The 21,248-nt window shown below is 64.4% G+C and carries 22 protein-coding genes; 15 read left to right on the top strand and 7 right to left on the bottom strand.

The window, feature by feature from the left end:
- Positions 1 to 154: 154 nt before the first annotated feature.
- Positions 155 to 1,852: a long-chain-fatty-acid--CoA ligase FadD1 gene (gene fadD1 / locus PF66_RS00240; RefSeq protein WP_054057553.1), complete on the top strand. Its 1,698-nt coding sequence runs from the start codon at positions 155 to 157 to the stop codon at positions 1,850 to 1,852.
- Between the two features lie 62 nt (positions 1,853 to 1,914).
- Here fadD1 and PF66_RS00235 read toward each other — a convergent pair whose 3' ends face one another.
- On the bottom strand, positions 1,915 to 2,292 hold the full coding sequence (locus PF66_RS00235; RefSeq protein ID WP_054061615.1) for a hypothetical protein: 378 nt from the start codon (positions 2,290 to 2,292) through the stop codon (positions 1,915 to 1,917).
- Positions 2,293 to 2,490: 198 nt separating this feature from the next.
- Here PF66_RS00235 and PF66_RS00230 point away from each other — a divergent pair, with 198 nt between their 5' ends.
- The 3 genes from PF66_RS00230 to def all read left to right on the top strand — a co-directional run bounded on the left by PF66_RS00230 (position 2,491) and on the right by def (position 4,344).
- On the top strand, positions 2,491 to 2,682 hold the full coding sequence (locus PF66_RS00230) for a CsbD family protein (protein ID WP_054057551.1): 192 nt from the start codon (positions 2,491 to 2,493) through the stop codon (positions 2,680 to 2,682).
- 175 nt (positions 2,683 to 2,857) lie between these two features.
- On the top strand, positions 2,858 to 3,808 hold the full coding sequence (locus tag PF66_RS00225) for a YihY/virulence factor BrkB family protein (RefSeq protein WP_054057550.1): 951 nt from the start codon (positions 2,858 to 2,860) through the stop codon (positions 3,806 to 3,808).
- Positions 3,805 to 4,344, top strand: coding sequence for a peptide deformylase (def, locus tag PF66_RS00220; protein ID WP_054061614.1), 540 nt, complete (start codon positions 3,805 to 3,807; stop codon positions 4,342 to 4,344). The genes PF66_RS00225 and def overlap by 4 nt, the downstream gene beginning before the upstream one ends.
- Positions 4,345 to 4,359: 15 nt before the next feature.
- On the opposite strand, the gene PF66_RS00215 is transcribed toward def, so the two are convergent.
- Both PF66_RS00215 and PF66_RS00210 read right to left on the bottom strand, forming a co-directional pair.
- Positions 4,360 to 5,196 carry a class I SAM-dependent methyltransferase gene (locus PF66_RS00215; RefSeq protein ID WP_054057548.1) on the bottom strand — a complete coding sequence of 279 codons (837 nt, stop codon included), beginning with the start codon at positions 5,194 to 5,196 and terminating at the stop codon, positions 4,360 to 4,362.
- A 58-nt stretch (positions 5,197 to 5,254) separates the two neighbouring features.
- Entirely contained in the window at positions 5,255 to 5,692 is a 438-nt protein-coding gene (locus PF66_RS00210; RefSeq protein ID WP_054057547.1) for a GNAT family N-acetyltransferase, read from the bottom strand.
- A 173-nt stretch (positions 5,693 to 5,865) separates the two neighbouring features.
- Between PF66_RS00210 and PF66_RS00205 the strand changes: the two genes are divergently transcribed.
- The 7 genes from PF66_RS00205 to PF66_RS00175 all read left to right on the top strand — a co-directional run bounded on the left by PF66_RS00205 (position 5,866) and on the right by PF66_RS00175 (position 12,996).
- Positions 5,866 to 6,807: a fatty acid desaturase gene (locus PF66_RS00205; protein ID WP_054061613.1), complete on the top strand. Its 942-nt coding sequence runs from the start codon at positions 5,866 to 5,868 to the stop codon at positions 6,805 to 6,807.
- Between the two features lie 9 nt (positions 6,808 to 6,816).
- A complete protein-coding gene (locus PF66_RS00200) occupies positions 6,817 to 7,638 on the top strand; it encodes a phosphate/phosphite/phosphonate ABC transporter substrate-binding protein (RefSeq protein ID WP_054061612.1) in 822 nt (273 codons plus the stop codon).
- 148 nt (positions 7,639 to 7,786) lie between these two features.
- On the top strand, positions 7,787 to 8,341 hold the full coding sequence (locus tag PF66_RS00195) for a sigma-70 family RNA polymerase sigma factor (RefSeq protein WP_054061611.1): 555 nt from the start codon (positions 7,787 to 7,789) through the stop codon (positions 8,339 to 8,341).
- A 187-nt stretch (positions 8,342 to 8,528) separates the two neighbouring features.
- Positions 8,529 to 9,542: an ABC transporter substrate-binding protein gene (locus tag PF66_RS00190; RefSeq protein ID WP_054061610.1), complete on the top strand. Its 1,014-nt coding sequence runs from the start codon at positions 8,529 to 8,531 to the stop codon at positions 9,540 to 9,542.
- Positions 9,542 to 10,471 (top strand): aliphatic sulfonate ABC transporter substrate-binding protein, encoded by a 930-nt coding sequence (locus PF66_RS00185; protein ID WP_054061609.1) that lies wholly within the window; start codon positions 9,542 to 9,544, stop codon positions 10,469 to 10,471. Before PF66_RS00190 ends, PF66_RS00185 begins: the two co-directional genes overlap by 1 nt.
- Before the next feature lie 24 nt (positions 10,472 to 10,495).
- Positions 10,496 to 11,500 carry an ornithine cyclodeaminase family protein gene (locus PF66_RS00180; RefSeq protein WP_054061608.1) on the top strand — a complete coding sequence of 335 codons (1,005 nt, stop codon included), beginning with the start codon at positions 10,496 to 10,498 and terminating at the stop codon, positions 11,498 to 11,500.
- Positions 11,497 to 12,996 (top strand): aromatic amino acid lyase, encoded by a 1,500-nt coding sequence (locus PF66_RS00175; RefSeq protein ID WP_054061607.1) that lies wholly within the window; start codon positions 11,497 to 11,499, stop codon positions 12,994 to 12,996. The genes PF66_RS00180 and PF66_RS00175 overlap by 4 nt, the downstream gene beginning before the upstream one ends.
- A gap of 73 nt (positions 12,997 to 13,069) precedes the next feature.
- Here PF66_RS00175 and gstA read toward each other — a convergent pair whose 3' ends face one another.
- Complete coding sequence (gene gstA, locus PF66_RS00170) at positions 13,070 to 13,675, bottom strand: glutathione transferase GstA (protein ID WP_054061606.1); 606 nt, start codon at positions 13,673 to 13,675, stop codon at positions 13,070 to 13,072.
- A 106-nt stretch (positions 13,676 to 13,781) separates the two neighbouring features.
- On the opposite strand from gstA, the gene PF66_RS00165 reads away from it, so the two are divergent.
- A complete protein-coding gene (locus PF66_RS00165) occupies positions 13,782 to 14,648 on the top strand; it encodes a LysR family transcriptional regulator (protein ID WP_054061605.1) in 867 nt (288 codons plus the stop codon).
- Positions 14,649 to 14,806: 158 nt separating this feature from the next.
- Here the strand turns inward: PF66_RS00165 and PF66_RS00160 are convergent, their stop codons facing one another.
- A complete protein-coding gene (locus PF66_RS00160; protein WP_054061604.1) occupies positions 14,807 to 15,358 on the bottom strand; it encodes a hypothetical protein in 552 nt (183 codons plus the stop codon).
- A gap of 240 nt (positions 15,359 to 15,598) precedes the next feature.
- Between PF66_RS00160 and PF66_RS00155 the strand changes: the two genes are divergently transcribed.
- Entirely contained in the window at positions 15,599 to 17,044 is a 1,446-nt protein-coding gene (locus PF66_RS00155) for an NAD-dependent succinate-semialdehyde dehydrogenase (protein ID WP_054056522.1), read from the top strand.
- Here PF66_RS00155 and PF66_RS00150 read toward each other — a convergent pair.
- On the bottom strand, positions 17,039 to 17,836 hold the full coding sequence (locus PF66_RS00150; protein ID WP_054061603.1) for an NAD-dependent epimerase/dehydratase family protein: 798 nt from the start codon (positions 17,834 to 17,836) through the stop codon (positions 17,039 to 17,041). The genes PF66_RS00155 and PF66_RS00150 overlap by 6 nt on opposite strands.
- 119 nt (positions 17,837 to 17,955) lie before the next feature.
- Complete coding sequence (locus PF66_RS00145) at positions 17,956 to 18,987, bottom strand: LacI family DNA-binding transcriptional regulator (RefSeq protein ID WP_054056520.1); 1,032 nt, start codon at positions 18,985 to 18,987, stop codon at positions 17,956 to 17,958.
- A 227-nt stretch (positions 18,988 to 19,214) separates the two neighbouring features.
- Here PF66_RS00145 and PF66_RS00140 point away from each other — a divergent pair, with 227 nt between their 5' ends.
- Together PF66_RS00140 and PF66_RS00135 are read left to right on the top strand one after the other, a co-directional pair.
- Entirely contained in the window at positions 19,215 to 19,745 is a 531-nt protein-coding gene (locus PF66_RS00140; RefSeq protein WP_054061602.1) for a gluconokinase, read from the top strand.
- Between the two features lie 97 nt (positions 19,746 to 19,842).
- Positions 19,843 to 21,195: a GntP family permease gene (locus PF66_RS00135; RefSeq protein WP_054056518.1), complete on the top strand. Its 1,353-nt coding sequence runs from the start codon at positions 19,843 to 19,845 to the stop codon at positions 21,193 to 21,195.
- Positions 21,196 to 21,248: the final 53 nt, after the last annotated feature.

The raw sequence follows: 21,248 nt of genomic DNA, 5'->3' as shown, positions 1-21,248 counted from the left end.
AATGAGCATTCCGAGCCGGTTTTTAACGCAGCATAACCAAGTTTCAAACGATTTCGTACATAGCCTAAAGCCAGATCACTCAATAACAAACATAGACAAATAATAATCGCATCAAATGCGGTGCTGAATTCGCGTTGCTGAGGAGTGGGCTTCCATGATCGAAGACTTTTGGAAGGATAAGTACCCAGCGGGGATTGCTGCCGAAATCAATCCCGATGAGTACCCGAATGTTCAGACGGTATTGAAACAGTCTTGCCAACGATTCGCCAGCAAGCCGGCCTTTAGCAACCTCGGCAAGACGCTCACCTATGGCGAGCTGTACGAGCTGTCCGGGGCTTTTGCCGCCTACCTGCAACAGCACACGGACCTGCAGCCGGGCGACCGCATCGCCCTGCAGTTGCCGAACCTGCTGCAATACCCGATCGCCGTATTCGGTGCCATTCGCGCCGGCCTGATCGTGGTCAACACCAACCCGCTGTACACCGCGCGGGAAATGGAACACCAGTTCAACGACTCCGGCGCCAAGGCCCTGGTGTGCCTGGCAAACATGGCGCACCTGGCCGAGGCGGTGGTGCCCAAGACCGGCGTACGGCATGTGATCATTACCGAAGTGGCCGACATGCTGCCGCCGCTCAAGCGTCTGCTGATCAACAGCGTCGTCAAGTACGTGAAGAAGATGGTGCCGGCCTATCACCTGCCCAAGGCTGTCAGGTTCAACGACGTGCTGAGCAAGGGCCTGGGCCAGCCGGTCAAGGAAGCTAACCCGGCGAGCAGCGACGTGGCCGTGTTGCAGTACACCGGTGGTACCACCGGCGTGGCCAAGGGAGCGATGCTGACCCACCGCAACCTGGTCTCGAACATGCTGCAGTGCAGGGCGCTGATGGGGTCGGAGCTCAAGGAAGGCTGCGAGATCGTCATCACGCCGTTGCCGCTGTATCACATCTACGCCTTCACCTTTCACTGCATGGCGGTGATGCTGCTGGGCAACCACAACATCCTGATCACCAACCCGCGCGACCTGCCGGCGATGGTCAAGGAACTGTCGAAGTGGAAGTTCAGCGCCTTTGTCGGCCTCAACACCCTGTTCGTTTCGCTGTGCAACAACGAGGCGTTCCGCAAGCTGGACTTCTCCGCGCTCAAGGTCACCCTGTCCGGTGGCATGGCGTTGCAACTGGCGGCGTCCGAGCGTTGGAAGGCGGTGACCGGCTGCTCCATCTGCGAAGGCTACGGCATGACCGAGACCAGCCCGGTGGCCTCGGTGAACCCGAGCCAGAAGATCCAGCAGGGCACCATCGGCATCCCGATGCCGTCGACCCTGTGCAAGGTGGTCGACGACGCCGGCGTCGAGCTGCCGCTGGGTGAGGTCGGGGAGCTGTGCATCAAGGGCCCGCAGGTGATGAAGGGCTACTGGCAGCGCCAGGATGCCACCGACGAGATCCTCGACAGTGAAGGCTGGCTGAAGACCGGCGACATCGCGATCATCCAGCCGGATGGCTACATGCGGATCGTCGACCGCAAGAAGGACATGATCCTGGTGTCGGGCTTCAACGTCTATCCGAACGAGCTGGAAGACGTGCTGGCGACCCTGCCGGGCGTGCTGCAATGCGCGGCCATCGGCGTGCCGGACGAGAAATCGGGTGAAGTGATCAAGATCTTCATCGTCGCCAAGCCGGGCGTGACCCTGACCAAGGACCAGGTGATGGAGCACATGCGCGCCAATGTCACCGGCTACAAGGTGCCCAGGTTCGTCGAGTTCCGCGATGCCCTGCCGACCACCAACGTCGGCAAGATATTGCGCCGCGAACTGCGTGACGAGGAACTGAAGAAGCTCGGTCTGAAGAAGACCGCCTGAGGCCCAGGCCAAAAAAATACAAAGCCCCGCATTGCGGGGCTTTGTCGTTTGCAGCGGTCGGTTTACTGCTGGAACTGCGCAAAACTCACGCCGGTACCGTTCGGCCGCACGTCCTGGAGGAAGGCGTCCTTGTCCGCGCTCAGTTCCAGGCTCACGGTCGGCTTGCGCTTGCCGGCATTGCGCACCACCAGGCCTTCAAGCTTCTCGCGCAGGAACACTGTCGGTACCTTCAGGTGCAGCAACTGGTCGGTGCTGGGCGTGTACAGCAGCAGATGCACCCATTCGTACTGGCCGATAGCCAGGCGCCCCAGCGGGATGTCGAACCACCAGATGTTCCGGTTGCGGCTCAGTTCGGTGAAGTGGCAATTGTTCGTGCCCAACACCGCACCGCCCAGTTCCTGGTTCCTGCGGGCAATAGCCTGCTTTTTATCGAGTTTCATCACTTTCCTACCGTTATCGATCTTCAGCGCCGGAGCCTGAATCTGCCGCCTATTCTCGGGGGTTGGCGGACAAACATAAAGGTAAACCTGACTGCTCTGATGAAAGAACCGACGAAAAAAATGAAACTCCTGGCGAAAGCCTCGGGTCAACCTTGTGTAGCGACACTGATACCCCGCATTTCCCCATGGAGAAATATCATGAGCAGCACTGGCGATAAGATCAAAGGCACAGCGAACGAAGCGGTTGGTAACGTCAAGCAAGGCATCGGCAAGGCCACCGACAATGATCGGCTGCGGGCCGAAGGCAAGGCCCAGGAGTTGAAGGGCCAGGCCCAGAAGGCCAAGGGCAACGTAAAGGAAACGATCAAGAAGGGCATCGACCGGGCCTGAAGTCCTGACCGACGAGTGACCGAGCGGCCATCCCAGGATGGCCGTTCTGCTGTTCCGGCAGGCTGGTGTCAAATCCGGAAATTGTTTACCGCTTGCCAACTGCGCTACCGTGAGTGAAAAACCGCCCTTGAGTCGCCTGCTGACTGACTCCGTGATTGCGGCGAAAGGAGACGCTATGATTTTTCCGGACTTGCGTGGTCTGCCCCTGCATCGCGTGCTGATACGCACGGTCCAGGAGTTCGTCGACGACGAGATGTCGACCTATGCTTCGGCACTGGCCTATCAGATGCTGTTTTCGCTGTTCCCCTTCCTGCTGTTCCTGATCGCCCTGATCGGTTTCCTGCACCTGCCGGACTTCTTCAGCTGGTTGCGCATGCAATCGGAACTGGTGTTGCCGCCCCAGGCGCTGGACCAGGTCAACCCGGTGATCGACCAGTTGCAGCAATCCAAGGGGGGCCTGTTGTCGGTGGGTATCGTCATCGCCCTGTGGACCGCCTCGGCAGGTGTACGGTTGATGATGAGCGCGATGAATGCCGCCTACGACGTGAACGAAGGCCGGCCTATCTGGAAGCGCCTGCCGTTGTCGGTCTTCTATACCGTGGGTATCGCCGGCATGTTGCTGGCGGCCGCCGCGCTGATGGTCCTCGGGCCGCAGGTGATGAGCTGGCTGGCCGGGCAGATCGGCATGGAGGAGTTCGTCGTGACCCTCTGGACCGTCCTGCGCTGGCCGGTGATCGTGCTGCTGCTGATGTTCGCCGTGGCGTTGATGTACTACGTGATGCCGGACGTGAAGCAGAAGTTCGTGTTCATCACCCCCGGCTCGGTACTGGCGGTGGTGGTATGGATCATCGCCTCGCTGGGCTTCGGCTACTACGTGAAAACCTTTGCCGACTACAACGCGATGTATGGCAGTATCGGTGCGATCATCGTGTTGCTGCTGTACTTCTACATCTCGGCGGCAGTGTTGCTGTTGGGGGCGGAAATGAATGCGGTGATCGAGCACATGTCGGCCGAAGGCAAGAATCCCGGCGAGAAGGATTTTCATGAGCAGGCCGATCGGACGACGGTGCTCGGCCACGTGCATGAGCACTCCCCCAAACCGACTACTGACGAAAGCCGATCATGATCCGTGAAATCCTGAAAATGGGCGATCCGCGCCTGTTGCGTGTAGCGCCGCCGGTTCCCCCGGAAATGTTCGACAGCGCCGAGCTTTGGCAACTGATCGACGACATGTTCCAGACCATGGAGCACGTCGGCGGAGTCGGCCTGGCCGCGCCGCAGATCGGGGTCGACCTGCAACTGGTGATCTTCGGTTTCGAGCACAGCGAGCGTTACCCGGACGCCGAGGCGGTGCCGCAGACGATCCTGATCAATCCGCTGATCACCCCGCTGGGGCCGGAAGTGGAAGAAGGCTGGGAAGGCTGCCTGTCGGTGCCGGGCCTGCGCGGCGCGGTGGACCGTTACCGGCGTATCCGCTACGAAGGCTTCACCCCCAAGGGCGAGCCGCTGGTGCGGGTCGCCGAGGGCTTTCATGCGCGGGTGGTGCAGCACGAGTGCGATCACCTGATCGGCCGCCTGTATCCGTCGCGGATCACCGACTTCAGCAAGTTCGGGTTTACCCAGGTGCTGTTCCCCGAGCTCGACCCGGCTGCCGACGACTGAGTGGCTGACCGGCCACTAGCGGGCCGCCACCTTGTCCGGTTTGACGAAGCGCAGGGTCAGGCGGTCCGATTCACCGATGGCCTGGTATCTGGCCTTGTCCTGTTCACCCAGGCGTAGGGTAGGAGGCAGGGTCCAGACACCGTCGGGATAATCCTTGGTGTCCCTGGGGTTGGCGTTGATCTCGCTTTGCCCATCCAGCACGAACCCGGCATCGCTCGCCAGTTTCACCACGTAGGCGGTGGGCAGGTAGCCGCTGCGCTTGATGCTTTCCAGATCCGCGCCATCCTTCGCGCGATGGTCCACCACCCCCAGCACGCCACCCGGCTTGAGCACCTGGAAGAAGGCCGAGAACATCGCCGGCGCGTCATCGGCCATGACCCAGTTGTGCACGTTGCGGAAGGTCAGTACCCGGTCGGCCGAGTTCGGCTTGCCGAGCACCGGCGCCTGGGGATCGAACTCGACGAGGCTGGCCCGCACGTATTGGCTCGGATCCCTGGCGAACTTCTGCTTCAGGCTGTCGGCCGAGCGTCTGGCGTATTCGCTGCTCGACGGCGCCTGCACGGCGGCGATGTACTGGCCCTGGCCGCGCAGCAGCGGCGCGAGCACTTCGCTGTACCAGCCGCCGCCGGGGGTGATTTCGATCACCGTCTGGTTGGCCTGCAGACCAAAGAACTGCAAGGTCTGGCGGGGATGGCGATAGACATCGCGCACGCTGTTTTCCGGCGCACGCCAGCTGCCCGCCAGGACCTTGGCATATTGGGCATCGGTGATGGTCGTGTCGGTGCTTGCCGCCTGGCCGAGAGCGGGAGCGAGCAGGGCGGTGAGGGATAAGGCCACGAGGGTACGGTTCATGATCATCCTGTCAGGAACGGGTGGAAACCGAGGCTATCACGGGGTTACCGGCGGCTGATCACACATTTTCCGCAGTCGAGCTAACCGATGGTTCTATACCCAGGGCAATCAGCGGCTTGCTGCGCGAGTAGCGGGCCAGTCGGTCGGCGAGGGCCTGGGGCAGTTGGCGGGTGGGGCTGAAACCGAGTTTCCCGTAGAAGTCGCGCAGGTCCGGATGGCAGAACAGCCAGGTGCGGCCGGTGAGTGTGGCCAGGGCATGGGCGACCAGTTGCCCGGCGATGCCCTGGCCGCGCCGTTGTGGGTCGACGAACAGGCCGGTCAGCCAGAAACCGTCGGCGACTGCGGTCAGCGAAAGCCCGGCGATGATTCCTCCGTCGCGGGCCACCCACAGTTGCCCTTCGCCGTTGGCGCGCATGGAGGAACCATGGGCCCGGTAGAACTTGTCGAGCAGAGGGCGCAGCGAGGGGGATAGTAGGGCGTAGTCGAGGTTTGGCATGGGGCTTGTCGGTTGAGGCGGAAAGCCGATTATAGGGGCAGGGGCGGACATCTCCCGGTCACTTCGGGTTCTAAGCTGATAACCAATCGATCTGCAAGATTTTGCCGGCTCGTCGCACACCAGCAGATGAAGCCGAAGTGTGTCCTTCGGCCTGTCCCATGCGAAGCCGATCGATGCCCAACTACCTCGACCCCGTTCACCGCGAAGAAATTCTCTCCCTGTCGCGCTCCTTCACCGGCCGTAGCGAATGGCCGACCTGGTTGTTGCTGGCGCTTGTCTACGGCGGCTGGTTCGCCGTCGTACTCGGCAGTGCCCGGTTGGGCCTGTGGCCGAGCACTGCCTTGCTGATTGTCCTGGTTACGCTCTGGCTGTCGCTGCAGCATGAATTGCTGCACGGCCATCCGACCCGTCTGGACTGGTTGAACAAGCTGCTGGGCTACGCGCCGTTTGCCGTCTGGTATCCCTACACCCTCTACCGCGACAGCCACCTGCTCCACCATCGCGATGAAGACCTGACCCTGCCGGGTATCGACCCGGAGAGCCGTTACCTGCGCCAGCAGGACTGGCAACGCTGCTCGCTGTTCGAGCGGAGCCTGTTCCGGCTGAACAAGACGGTCCTTGGTCGGCTGCTGATCGGCGCCCCGCTGGCCCTGTTCGACCTGCTGCGCGAAGAGGGCCGGCGCTTGTGCCGGGGCGAGCGCAAGGCCTGGCTGATGTGGTCGACCCATGGCCTGCTGACGCTGCTGATGCTGGCCTTCGTCGTCCGCTACAGCATCATTGCGGCCTGGCAATACCTGCTGCTGATCAGCATCCCGGCATTGTCGCTGGCGATGGTGCGTTCCTACTATGAACATCGGCCCCATGCCGCTCCCGAGCAGCGCACGGTGATCAACGAGGCCGGCTGGCCCTGGAGCTGGCTGTTCCTGCACAACAACCTGCACCTGCTGCACCATGATCTGCCCGGGCTGCCCTGGTATTTCCTGCCGCGGGTCTACCGGGCCCGGCGCGAACAGTGGCTGGCGCGCAGCGGTGGCTTTCTGGTGAAAGGCTATGGCGAACTGCTGCGCCAGCATGGGCTGAAAGCCATCGACAGCCCGCAACATCCGTTCGCCTGAGGAGGCCCCATGACCGCTGGTTACGCCGAACTGCTGATGTACGTGGCTCCGGAGGCCGTGCAACATGCCAACGAACAATGGCTCGGGCGCATTCTCGACAAGCTCGGGGCGAGTCGCCGCCCGGCTGGCGGTCTGGACCTCATGGCGCTGTGGCTGGCACCGGACCTGCTGCTGACCCAGACCTGCGGTTACCCGCTGATGACCCGGCTACGCGGCCAGGTGAGTGTCGTCGGTCGCCCGCATTACCGGTTGCCGGATGCGGCCGACGGTCAGCATTGCAGCCTCCTGCTGGCTCGTGCGGACAATCCGCGCTCGGCGTTGGCGGAGTTTTTCGGCAGCCGTGGGGTGATCAATGACGATGGCTCCAACAGCGGCATGAACCTGTTGCGCCATAGCCTGGCGGCGCTGCACAGGGATGGGCGCTTCTTCGCCAGTGTCGGGCGCAGCGGCGCCCACCGCGAAAGCCTGCGCTGGCTGCGGGAAGACCTGGCTGACCTGGCCGCGGTGGACAGCGTGACCTTCGCCTATCTGGCCCGCTTCGCCCCGCAGGAGGTCGCCGGCTTGCGGGTGGTGGCGCGCAGTGCGTTGAGTCCCTGCCTGCCGTACATCGGCGTGGCGGGGTTGGCAGAGGGGGAGGTGGTGCGGATTCGCGAAGCGATGAACCAGGCGTTGCGGGAACTGCCCGAGGTTGGCGAGGTGCTGGGGTTGCGCGAAGTGTTGCCGGCCTGCGAGGCGGACTACCAGGTGTTGCTCGACTATCGCGATGAGGCTGAGCGTTCGGGGTTTCGCCTGGACCTTCCCGAGCAGGGCGGTGTGAGCGTTCGCGGATGAACCGGAGCGCCTGCTTCCATCAGGGGGCGTTTGTTAGTTTTGTTATATAAAAATATTTTTTAAGTATTATTAAAGAATAAGCAGGGTTGGTAGCATCCCGCCACCGGACCACCGGACATATAGCGCAACTCTTTTTCCAGGAGCCACTATGTCCGGCGCCGACACACCTCACAGCGACTACGTGGGCGGATTGTTCCGCAGCCATTACGACTGGCTCTGCGGCCGCCTGCGCCGTCATCTCGACTCCAGCGCCAGTGCCGAAGACATCGCCGCCGACACCTTTGTCCAGTTGCTGACGGCCGCAGACGGCTTATCGATCCGCCAGCCCCGCGCCCTGTTGACCACCCTCGCGCAGCGACTGATGTACCAGCTCTGGCGCCGCCGGGATCTGGAGCGGGCCTATCTTGATGCCCTGCAACAGGACGCCGAAGTACCGGTGCCATCGCCCGAGGACCTGGCGCAAATGCTTGAAGCGTTGGAACGCGTCGAGCGCTTGCTCGGCGGGTTGCCGGACAAGGTCAAGGCGAGCTTCCTGCTGTCCCGGGTCAATGGCCTGACCTATCCCGAGATCGCCGCCGAGCTGGGTATCTCCCAACGCTCGGTCAGCGACTACATGACCCGGGCGTTCAGCCGTTGCCTGCGGGCGAGACGCGATGGCGGTGAGTCGGGAGTCGGAAACGCCGCAACCACGGGGGCGGGCTAACGGTAATCGCCTGTTGGTCCGTGAGCACAATGCCATGCCTAAAGGTTGGTGTCGGGCACAGCCCATCACTCCCTGAAGCGCCGCCGAGGGCGCGGCGGGGCTCAATGCGCATTCACATTGCCAACGGTCGCAGCAGCCCCTGTTTTGTTTCGCCCAACCCTGAAAACCAGACCACCACGAGGTGACCATGACATCCATCAAGACCCTGCTCGGCAGCTCGCTGCTGGCACTGAGCCTGCTGGCCCGACAGGCCCCCGCCGCCGACCTGCCGCCCCCCATCCATTTCGGTGACATCACCTGGGAAAGCGGCAGCCTGATCACCGAGGTGCTGCGGCTGATCGTCGAGAAAGGCTACGGCTATCCGACCGACACCCTGCCCGGCAGTACCGTGAGCCTGGAGGCCGCCCTGGCGAAGAACGATATCCAGGTGATCGGTGAGGAATGGGCCGGTCGCAGCCCGGCCTGGGTCAAGGCCGAAAGCGAAGGCAAGGTGTTCGGCCTCGGCGATACCGTCAAGGGGGCCACCGAAGGCTGGTGGGTACCGGAATACGTGATCAAGGGTGACCCGGCGCGGGGTATCAGGCCGCTGGCGCCGGATCTCAGGTCGGTGGCCGACCTGCCACGCTACAAGGACGTGTTCGCCGACCCGGAAGACCCGTCCCGCGGCCGTTTCCTCAACAGCCCCACCGGCTGGACTTCGGAAATCGTCAACAGCCAGAAGATCAAGGCCTACGGCCTGAGCGACAGCTTCGTCAACTTCCGCACCGGTTCCGGCGCGGCGCTGGACGCCGAGGTCAGCTCCGCGGTCAAGCGCGGCAAGCCGGTGCTGTTCTACTACTGGTCGCCCACCCCGCTGCTGGGGCGCTTCAATCTGGTCAAGCTGGAGGAGCCACCCTTCGACGCCGAGGCCTGGAAGACCCTGGCCGATGCCAGCAACCCGCATCCACGTGGCACCCGCTCGCTGCCGGCGCATCTGGCGATTGGTGTTTCCGCCGCTTTCAAACAGCAGTACCCGGAGTTGGTCGAGGTGTTCGAGAAGGTCGACCTGCCCATCGACCTGCTCAACCGCACCCTGGCGCAGATGAGCGAGAAGCGCCTGGCGCCGCGGGCGGTAGCGACCACCTTCCTGCGTGAACAGCCGCAGGTCTGGAGCCAGTGGGTACCCGCTGCCGTTGCCGAACGCGTCAAGGGGGCCCTGTGATGCTCAAGCGAATCTGGCTGGCCTTGTCCCTGGTCCTGCTGAGCCAACTGGCCCAGGCTGCCGAGCCCGCTACCCTGCGGATCGGTTACCAGAAGAGTTCGGTGAGCATGGTCCTGGCCCGCGAGCACAAGCTGCTGGAAAAGGCCCTGCCCGGCACCCAGGTGCAATGGGTCGAATTCCCGGGCGGTCCGCAACTGATCGAAGCGCTCAACGGCGGTAGCCTGGATGTAGGCAACATTGGCGATATCCCGCCGATCTTCGCCCAGGTCGCCGGTATCGATTTCGTCTACATCGGCATCGAACCCACCGATGGCCAGACCGAGGCGATCATCGTGCCCAAGGCCAGCGACGTGCAGGACGTGGCGGGTCTCAAGGGCAAGCGTGTCGCGCTGCTCAAGGGCTCCAGCGCGCACAACCTGTTCCTCAAGAGCCTGGGCAAGGCCGGCCTCAAGCTCAGCGACGTGAACCTGGTCTACCTGTCGCCGGCCGATGCCCGGGCGGCCTTCGAACAGGGCAAGCTGGATGCCTGGGTGATCTGGGACCCATACTACTCCGCGGCCCTGCTCGATGGCAGCGCGCGCCTGCTCAGCGACGGCCAGGGGCTCAACTCCGGCGGTTCGCTGTACATCGCCAGTGGCGCGTTCGCCCGCCATTACCCGCAAAGCATCGCGCCCATCCTCAAGGCCATCGGCCAGGGCCAGCAGGTGTCCTTCGACCAGCCTGATGCGAGCATCGACCTGATGACCCAGGCCCTCGGCCTGCAACGGCCGGTGGTCCAGCGTTACTTCGAGCATCGCTCGCGGGTACCGCTGCGCGCCATCGACCAGGCCACCGTCGATAACCAGCAGCGTACCGCCGACCTGTTTTTCGCCAATCACCTGGTGCCCAAGTCGATCAAGGTGCAGCAGAACGTGTTCAAGGCCGAATGAGCCCAGCAGAGGAAAACACCTTCCATGCAGCCTGTTTACATCGACTTTCTCAACGGTCCGGACATCGACGCCCTGGACCTGGGCAATGACGAAATTCTCGACGCCATCGAAGCCAGCCTGGCGATCCAGGGCCGCGGCGAAGCGGTGATCGAACCGCGTACCCACCTGATTCCCGGTGACGCGATCAAGGGGCACTTCAATATCCTGCGTGGTGTGCTGAGTGGCGATATCGGCTATGCCGGGGTCAAGGTGGTCGGCGATTTCGTCGACAACTATCGTCAGGGCCTGCCGTCGGAACTGGCGATCCTCAACCTGATGGACCCGGCCACCGGGGTGCCGAAGGCGATTCTCGATGCCTCGGCGATCACCGACATGCGCACCGGCGCGGTGACGGCCATCGGTGCCAAGTACCTGGCCCGTCCCGACAGCAAGGTGCTCGGGCACATCGGCGCACGGGGCACCGCCTACTGGAACGTGCGACTGCTCGATCACCTGTTCGACTTCGACGAGATCCGTGTGCATTCGCGTCGCGAGGAAAGCCGCGAGGCTTTCGCCGAACGCCTGCGTCGCGATCTTGGCAAGCCGGTGACGGTCACCCACGACTGGGAAAGCACGGTGCGCGGAGCCGATATCGTGGTCGAGGCCTCGCGCCTGGACCAGCCGCAACCGCTGTTGCGCACCGAGTGGATCAAGCCCGGCGCCTTCGTCGTGCCCTACGGCACCATGAGCGCGGTGGAGCTGTCGCTGACCGATATCATGGACAAGCTGGTGGTCGACGACTGGGGCCAGTGCAAAGGTGGTCTGTTCGGTGCGCTGCGAGCCCATGTCGAGGTGGGCAAGCTCAGTGAACAGACCCTGCATGCGGAGTTGGGGCAGATCGTCGCCGGCTTGAAGAACGGTCGACAGAGCCCCGGGGAACGTATTCTGTTCTGGCATCGCGGGCTGAGCCTGAGCGATATCGCCCTGGGCCATGCGCTGTTGCGCAAGGCGGCCAGGCTGGGGATCGGCCAGCGGTTGCGTTTCGCATGACGGCCATCGAACTGGGTGAGCGACCGTTGTCTGTGCAGGACCTGCTACGGGTTGCCCGGGGTACCGCCGCACTGCGCCTGGGCGAGCCGGCGCGCCAGCGGATCGACCAGTCCCACCGCTTGTTGCTGGCCCGGGCCGAGGCGGGTGCGGCGATCTATGGCGTCACCACCGGCCTTGGCGCGGCGGTGGATCTGCGCCTGCCGACGGATGACCCGCGGCGGCAGCCACGCATTGCCTTGGGGCGTGCGGTCGGGGTCGGACGCCTGGCCAGTCGCGAGGAGGTTCGGGCTATCGCCGCGGCTCGCCTGGCCGGGTTGGCCGAGGGGCGTTCGGGCATTTCCCTGGCGACGGCAGAGGCACTGCTGGCGTTGCTCGACGCCGATATCTGCCCGGAGATTCCGTTGACCGGTTCGCTCGGCGAAAGCGACCTGGCACCGCTGGCGCACCTGAGTCTCGGGCTGCTCGGCGAAGGCTGGGTGCAGTGGCGCGGGCAGCGCGTGCCGGCGGCGCAGGCACTGGCCGAATGCGGCCTGGCGGTGCCGGCGTTGTCCGGCAAGGATGGCCTGGCGCTGGTCTCGGCCAATGCGGCGAGCCTCGGACTCGGCAGCTTGCTGCTGGACGAGGCGGACCGGGCGCTGGACTCGTTGCTGGCGGCACTGGCGTTGTCCTGTGAGGGCTACCGGGCCAATCTCGGCCCGTTCCGGCCGCGGGCCGCGCAACTGCATCCGGTCAGTGGGCACGCCGCACAGGCGGCGTTGTTGCTGGCGCTGTTCGAAGGTGGTGAGCTGAAGCAGCCACAGGCCGCGCGACGCTTGCAGGACCCACTGAGTTTTCGCTGTGCCGCGCAGGTTCAGGGCGCTGCCCGGCAGGCCTGGCAACAGTTGCGCGACACACTGGCGACGGAGCTGGCGAGCGGTGCCGACAATCCGGCGTTGGTGGTCGAGGATGGACAGGTACTGGCCAATGGCAATTTCGACAGTACCCATCTGGCACTGGCAAGTGAGGGTCTGGGCCTGGCTTTCAGTCGCCTGGCGGCGTGCTCGGCGGAGCGCCTGGCGAAGTTGTTGTCGCCGGCCTCCAGCGAGCTGCCGCGCTTTCTGATCGAGACGCCGGGGCATGTCGGGCTGGCGGCGTTGCAGCGGACTTCGGCGGCGCTGCTGGCGCAGATCGGGCACCTGGCCAATCCGTTGCCGGCCGTGTGTATCGCGGTGGCGGATCGGGTGGAGGATTATGCCGGGCAGGCGTTGGCGGTGATCGACAAGACCCGCGAACTGGTGCGCCTGGTGCAGACCCAGGCGGCCATCGAACTGATCGCCGCCGCCCAGGCGGTGGACCTGCGTGGCGATGTGCGCCTGGGGCAGGGGACCGCCGGGATCCATCGGGCGGTGCGCAGCCAGGTGGCCCGGCTGGAGACGGACCGGCCGGGCGCCTGGGATGTGCAGGCATTGCTGGGGTTGATCGAGAGCCGGGGGTGGCCGGAGCTGCGCAGGTCGTGAGTCTTGTGTCGGTCGAATCGGCGCTGTCGCCCGCAAGCGGAGCGCCGCCCGGCCCTCTCCCGCAAGGGGAATATCACGGCGCCGACTCGACCTCCAGCGCCAGCTTGACGTTAGGCCGTTCGCCAATCCGTGTCATGAAGCGCACCAGTGCCGGCCAGGGCGCCAGGTCGATGGCGAAGAAACGGTTCCAGCGCATCACCGTGAACAGATAGGCATCCGCCACGCTGAAGTCGCCTTCGAGCAGATAGTCCTGCTTCGCCAGGGTGTTTTCCAGCAAGTCGAAGCGCTGGAACAGCCGTGTGCGGAAGATCGCCTTGACCTCCTCGGGGATCGTCACGTTGAACAACGGCCCCATGGTCCCGTGGATCTCGCTGCCGAGAAAGTTCAGCCACTCCTGCAGGCGCACCCGTTGCCAACTGCCATGGGGTGGCGCCAGCCCGGCCTCGGGCCTGAGGTCGGCGAGAAACTGCAGGATGGCCGCCCCCTCGGTCAGCACCTCGCCGTTGTCCAGTTGCAGCGCCGCCACATAGCCCTTGGGGTTGATGCGGCGGAAATCGTCACCGTGCTCGGTGAGCTTGCTGCGGTTGTCGACCCGCACCCGTTCGAACGGCAAGCCGAGTTCGCGGAGCACGATATGAGGGGCCAGGGAGCAGGTTTCAGGAGCGTAGTACAACTTCATGGGCGATGGACTCCAGGGGGAAAACACAGTGGCGACAGTCTCGTCTGCGTCTGCAGTCCGGGTAAAATCAATCCTTCAGAAACGTGCCATAAGGACAGCTACTGGAATGATGAATCTGGTGCACTGGCGTCTGCTGGTGGCGGTGCTCGACAGCGGCACCATCAGCCGCGCCGCCGAGCAGGTCGGCATGACCCAGTCGGCGGCCAGCCAGGCCCTGGCGGGGATGGAGGAAACGCTCGGCGTACAACTGTTCGTGCGTGAGGCGCGCCAGGCGGTGCCGACGGCTATCGGGTTGCAGGTGCTGGAGCAGGCGCGGCTGATGCTGGGGGCCCTGCAGAACATTCGCCAGCGGGTCGACAGTGCCCGCGGATTGACCGGAGGCACCATCCGCCTGGCGAGTTTTCCCATGGTCCTGAGCAGCTTGCTGCCACCCTTGCTGCAGCGTTTCCGCCAGCGCCATCCGGGCATTGAGGTGGTCGCGCTGGAGGTCAGCGACCATGAGGTCGAGGCCATGCTCGCCGCTGATCTGGTGGATGTCGGCGTGGTCCTCAACCCGGAGCCGGGGCGCGTGGCCCATGAGCTGGGGCGCGATCGCTGGGTCGCGGTGGTGCCCCTGGGGCACCGCCTGGCGGCCCGTGGCCCCGAGGGCCGGGTCAGCCTCGCGGAACTGGTGGCCGAACCCTTTGTGCTGGCGACCGGGGGTTGCACGGTCAACGCCCGCAGCCTCGCGGCCGAGGCCGGCCTGCCGCTCGCGGATGTACGGGTCGAAGTGCGGGAGTGGAGCAGCGCCTTCGCGCTGGTGCGCGAGGGGCTTGGCGTGAGCCTGGTGCCGGAACTGACGCTACCGAAGGAGCGCCGGGGGCTGCGGGTGCTGCCGCTGGCAGTACCGGTAGAGCGCCGGTTCGCCCTGGTGGCGTGCCCGACGACAAGCCAGTGCGCGGCCGTGACGGCGTTGTTCGAGATGCTGGAATGACTCCGCCGGGTTCATCAATCAGCGGCCCTGGCGGGTGAGCGAAAGCGGGCGTAAGCCCCATCTGCACCAGGCACCGCCACTGCAGGAGCCGGACTGGCCCGCGAAGCTGTTGGCGGCCTCTGGGCCCCTTCGCGGACAAGCCGGCCACTGCGGCCCGATCAGCTATTGCTGGTGAGGAACGCGCTGGCCACCTGCTTCTCGACCGGGTTGGGGCTGTTCTTCTCGGTCTGGGCGTTGAACTGTTCCTTGATGCGCTCGGCGATCTTGTTGTTGATCGCCTGCTGCTGCTCGGGCGGCAACTGCTTGAAGCTTTCCTCGGTCAGCCCCTGGTCCTTGAGCATCTGCTCGCGCAGGCGTTCGGCCGGCGATTTGCTCATGTAGTCCTTGAATTCCTTCATCGCGTCGCTGTCGGTACTGGTGGCAGACGGCGCGGTGCGGGTGGTCGGCGGCGTGGCGCTGAGGGTCGCGGCGGCGGCCACGTCGGGGATCTTGGCCTGCAGGTGCACGCGGGTCTTGGCGAACGCGGCATTGACGTTGTCGGCGACCTTGTCGGCGGCGTTCTGGCTGGTCGGGTTCGAGCTGAGGCCGGCGGCGGCCTGTGCGGTTGGCACGTAGCCGCTGGCCAGCACGTTGTTGGCGGCGGTGGTGGGGTCCAGATCCGAACGGTTGGTGGGTTGGATCACCGGATTGTTACGGGCATTGACCAACATGGGATAAATACCTGAGTGTTAAGAGACCCCAGGCACCGAGCAATTTGTATGCCGGCTGGTACAAAGCCCGTTTTTCCACGCCTTGGGCGATACACGCCTGCAGGCGCTGGCCGGAAAGCGGAGAATCCTTGCCGCCGGGTTTGCCGCTCTGGCATGTTGAACATTCACTTGCAGCCCTGGGCGATAGCGCGTTCAGTAGCCTGCATCCGACGCCGTGAACGATTATTTGGGAGATAACCGATGACCGAAGCGAACTATGTGAACACGCAGTTGCTGATCGATGGCCAGTGGTGCGATGCGCAAGACGGCAAGACGCTCGACGTGCTGAACCCGGCGACCGGCCTGGTGATCGGCCAGGTCGCCCGTGCCGACATCGCCGATCTGGATCGGGCCCTGGCGGCGCTGCAGCGCGGTTTCGACGTATGGCGCTGGGTGCCGGCCAACGAGCGGGCGGTGATCATGCGCAAGGCGGCGCAACTGGTTCGCGAGCGTGCCGAAGGCATCGCGCAACTGCTGACCCAGGAGCAGGGCAAGCCGCTTTCGGAGTCGCGGATCGAGGTCAACTCCGCTGCGGATATCATCGAGTGGTTCGCCGACGAGGGCCGACGTGTGTACGGTCGTGTCGTGCCCTCGCGTAACGTCGCGGTGCAGCAGACCGTGGTACGCGAACCGGTCGGCCCGGTCGCGGCCTTCACCCCGTGGAATTTCCCGGTCAACCAGGTGGTGCGCAAGCTGTGTGCCGCGCTGGCCACCGGCTGCTCCTTCCTGGTCAAGGCCCCCGAGGAGACGCCGGCGTCGCCGGCGGCCCTGCTGCGCGCGTTCGTCGATGCCGGCGTGCCGCCTGGCGTGGTCGGGCTGGTGTTCGGCGACCCGGCACAGATTTCCTCCTACCTGATCGCCCACCCGGTGGTGCGCAAGGTCACCTTCACCGGCTCGACGCCGGTGGGCAAGCACCTGGCGGCGCTGGCCGGGCAGCACATGAAGCGGGCGACGATGGAACTGGGCGGGCATGCCCCGGTGATCATCGCCGAGGATGCCGACGTGGAAGCGGCGGTCAAGGCCATGGCCGGGGCCAAGTTCCGCAACGCCGGGCAGGTGTGCATTTCGCCGACGCGGTTCCTGGTGCATAACAGCATCCGCGAGGAGTTCACCCGGGAGATGGTCCGTTATGCCCAGTCGCTCAAGGTCGGCAACGGCCTGGAGGCCGACACCACCCTCGGTGCGCTGGCCAACGGCCGTCGCCTGAGTGCCATGACCCAGGTGGTCGAGAGTGCGCTGGCCAGCGGTGCGCGCCTGGAGACCGGTGGCGAGCGGATCGGCAACACCGGTAACTTCTTCGCGCCGACCATCCTGTCCGGTGTGCCGCTGGAGGCGGACGTGTTCAACAATGAACCGTTCGGCCCGGTGGCCGCGGTGCGGGGCTTCGACTCGCTCGACGAGGCCATCGCCGAAGCGAACCGGCTGCCCTACGGTCTGGCCGCCTACGCCTTCACCCGTTCGTTCGCCAATGTGCACCGGCTGACCCAGCGGGTCGAGGCCGGCATGCTGTGGATCAACCAGGCGATGACTCCCTGGGCGGAGATGCCGTTCGGCGGGGTGAAGGATTCGGGCTACGGCTCCGAAGGTGGACCCGAGGCGCTGGAACCCTACCTGGTGGCGAAGTCGGTCTACGTCAACTCGCTATGAATGGATGGCCATCCAGCTGGGTGGCCGCTCTCCACTGCCAGGGTTTCTCATCACCGGCTTCGGGTTGTTTGGGTGGGAACCCCGGGAACTGCCATCCAGCGGCTGGTAGCCCAGCACCCGACGGGTTTCGGCCAGGTCGAGGCGTTTGCCGTGATTGTCGGATATCCCGTGGGCAACCAGGTGCTGCACTCCTTGCACTTCGATGGCCCGTTGCAGCAATTGCACGGCGTCGCGCGGGCTGAGCCAAGTGCCCAGCTCGCGGGTATGCTGCCAGTCGTGATCGTCGGGGAGCCCGAAGACACCGAGGCGCAGGACGATGGTCGATAGGCCGTGCTGGCTGGCATACAGCGCGCATAGCGCTTCGCCATAGCATTTGCTGGCGCCGTACAGGCTCGCCGGCATCACCGGCATGTCCGGGGTGATCGGTCGATCCGGCGCATGGCCTTCGACGACCTGGGTGTTGCTGGCGAACACCAGCCGCTGGCAGCCGGCCTTCGCCGTGGCCTCCAGCAGGTAGGTGGTGGCGAGGATGTTGTTGGGCAGCAGCTCTTCGAAGGAGGCGTCCAGATGGGGGGAGCAGGCCAGGTGCACGACCACGTCGATGCCTTCGAGCAGCGACGGCAACGAGTCCTTTTCATCGAGGTCCAGCCGCACGAACCGGTGCTCTGCGATGGGGAAGTCCGGCAGGTGGCGATCGACGAGCAGGAACTCGTAACGGTCTTTGCTGGCGAGAAAAAACGTCTTGCCGATACGGCCGCAGGCGCCGGTGAGCAGGACTCTGGGCAGGTTCATGCGGGCTTCCTCGTCGGCGCTCCGGCCGGAATATGACCCATTGATGAACACTCACGTTAGCCCATCGCCCGTAACTTGCATGCCGCTCATCGGCTTTGTGCGAATGGGCCACCGAGATCCTAGCTGCTTTCGCGCACCATCAGTTCGAAGCCCATGTCCACCACCGGCTGGGGCACCGCATTGCCGGCCATCAGATGCAGCAACTGCTCCGCCGCCCGTTGGCCGATGGCTTCGCGTGGGGTGCGGATGCTGCTCAGGCGCGGGACCATGAAGGCCGACACCGGCAGGTCGTTGAAGCCCAGCACCGCCACCTGTTCCGGCACCTTGATGCCGCAGCGCATGGCTTCGAGCAGGGCGCCTTGGGCCAGGTCGTCGTTGCCGAAGAAGATCGCGTCGACCTGTGGATGGCTGTTCATCATTTGCAGGAACAGCTCGCCGCCCAGGCCGACCGAGGATGGGCGTGGGGTCAGCAGTTCCAGGTCCGGGTCATAGAGCCCGGCCCGTTGCAGGGCCTGGCGGAAACCTTCGCCGCGCAGCAGGGTACGCTGGTCCAGCTGGGCGCCGATGTAGGCCAGGTGCCGGCGGCCCCGGGAGATCAGGTGCTCGGCGGCGGTGGCACCGGCGCTCTGTTGCGAGAAGCCGACGCAGTTCACGCCGGCGCCGGGATCGAGGTCCATCATGTAGACACATGGCACATTGCTGGCCTCGACCATCCGTCGGGCGCTTTCCGAGCGGTCGAAGCCGGTCAGCAGCAGCCCGCGGGGCTGATAGGCCAGATAGTTGCGCAGCAGGTTCTCTTCTTCGTCACGGGAATAGTGGCAGTTGCCGATCAGCACTTCGAAACCGCGCGGACGCAGTACCTTGTGTATCGCTTCGAGGGTGTCGATGAACAGCAGGTTGGACAGCGACGGCACCAGCACCACCACCGAATGGCTTTGTGCCGAGGCCAGGGCGCGGGCCGCCGGGTTGACCACGTAATTCAGCTCGTCAGCCGCCCGTTGGACCTTTTCCACCAGTTCCGTGGCCACTGTGCTGATACCGCGCAGCGCGCGGGACGCGGTGATCGGACTGACGCCGGCCAGGCGTGCGACTTCGTTGAGGGTGGGGCGTCCCGTGGTGCGGGCATTCTTGTCGTTCTTGGTGGAGGTCATCGGACGGCTTGCCAAACAAAATTCGAGGCACTAAGGTAGCGCTGTCTCGATGGGCCTGCAATTGGCTGGGCGTGGTTGGCCTGAACCCGCTCGGTAACACCTGCAAGCTGTAGCGCGGCAATCGATAAAAACGACAAGAAGACGTCGGCAACGAATGTTTTGTGCTTTGCTTTTGCAGTATCAAGAGCTCTGGCAAAGACAGCGCTGTCTTCGTGCTGAGGTGTTAGATGAGTCAACCCATCACTGCCCTGGTTATCATGGGTGTTTCCGGTTGTGGCAAGTCCAGCGTGGGTGAGGCTATCTGCCGGCTCGGCGCTGCCACCCTGATCGAAGGCGACAGCTTTCACCCTGCGGCGAACATCGCCAAGATGAGCGCCGGTATCCCCCTTAACGATGAAGACCGTGCCGGTTGGCTCGATACGCTGAGCGACGAGCTGCGTCGTGCCGTGGCGGCCGGCCAGCACCCGGTGCTGACCTGTTCGGCGCTGAAGCTGCGCTACCGCGACCGCCTGCGTAGCGCCGTGCCGGGCCTGGGCTTCGTGTTTCTCGAACTGACTCCGACGGTCGCCGCCGAGCGGGTCAACCATCGCCCTGGCCATTTCATGCCCGGCACCCTGATCGACAGCCAGTTCGCCGCCCTCGAATCGCCGGTGGGCGAACCCTTGACCCTGGCGCTCGATGCGACGCGGGAGGTCGAGCAACTGGCCCAGTCGGCCAATCGCTGGTGGCGGGACAACGGCCTGGAACGGATTGCCTGATGCCGGGAGCGAAAATCCCGGCCGGAAAAGATAGCGCTGTCCCCAGGGCTGTCGAACATTCACGAACACCATAAGAACAACAACCAGGAGACACCTCATGTTTGGACTGTCCCACGAGACCTACCTGCTGCTCGATGCAGTGGTCACGATTATCGGGCTGATCGTGCTGATCACCCGCTTCAAGATACATCCCTTCATTGCCCTGATCATCGCCTCGGCCTTCCTCGGGCTGACCTCGGGCATGCCGGTGGACAAGATCATCAAGGCCTTCCAGGACGGCTTCGGCGGGGTGCTGGGCTTCGTCGGCATCATCCTCGCGCTGGGGACCATGCTCGGCAAGATGATGTCGGATTCGGGCGGTGCCGATCAGATCGCCCAGACCCTCATTCGCGCTTTCGGCAAGGAGCGGGTGCAATGGGCGATGATGTTCGCGGCGTTCCTGGTGGGCATTCCGCTGTTCTTCGAGATCGGCTTCGTGCTGCTGATTCCACTGGTGTTCATCGTTGCCCGACGCACCGGTGTGTCGCTGATCAAGATCGGTATCCCGTTGCTGGCCGGCCTGTCCGCGGTACATGGCCTGGTGCCACCGCACCCGGGCCCGCTGCTGGCGATCGGGGTGTTCAACGCCGACATCGGCAAGACCATTCTCTACGGGCTGATCGTCGCCCTGCCGACCGCCATCGTTGCCGGTCCGATCTTCGGCACCTTCATTGCCCGGCACATTCCCGGCAATCCATCGCAGGAACTGGTGGACCAACTGGCCCGCGAGCCGGTGTCCAGCACCTTGCCCAGCTTCAGCGTGACCCTGTTGACCGTGCTGTTGCCGGTGTTCCTGATGCTGCTCAAGACCTTCGCCGACATTGTCCTGCCGGACGGACATTTCTTCCGCCTCTGGATGGACATGATCGGCCACCCGATCAGCGCCTTGCTGCTGGCCCTGCTGCTGGCGCTGTATACCTTCGGCAAACGCCAGGGCATGGATTCCAAACGGATCCTCAAGCTGCTGGATGCGAGCCTGGCGCCGACCGCGGCGATCATCCTGATCATCGGTGCCGGTGGTGGCTTCAAGCAGATGCTGGTGACTAGCGGCGTGGGCGATGTGATCGGCCATATCGCGGTGAATGCACAGATCTCGCCGATCCTGCTGGCCTGGCTGGTGGCGGCGGTGATCCGTGTGGCAACGGGCTCGGCCACGGTGGCGACGATCACCGGTGCCGGGATCGTGATGCCGGTGGTCGACCTGATTCCCGGTGTGAACCGTGAGCTGCTGGTGCTGGCGACGGGAGCGGGCTCGCTGATCCTGTCTCACGTCAACGATGCGGGGTTCTGGCTGGTCAAGCAGTACTTCAACATGACCGTGACCGAGACCTTCAAGACCTGGACGGCGATGGAAACCATCCTGTCGGTGGTGGGGCTGGTGTTCATCCTGCTGCTGTCGCTGGTGGTCTGATCGACTGATCACGCTCGTTCCCACGCGGAGCGTGGGAACGAGCGGCAAGGAGG

The sequence above is a fragment of the Pseudomonas asplenii genome (genome assembly GCF_001293465.1).
Lineage (GTDB): Bacteria > Pseudomonadota > Gammaproteobacteria > Pseudomonadales > Pseudomonadaceae > Aquipseudomonas > Aquipseudomonas fuscovaginae_B.
Note: the sequence above shows the minus strand (reverse complement) of the source record. Positions and strands in the feature narration are given on the sequence as shown.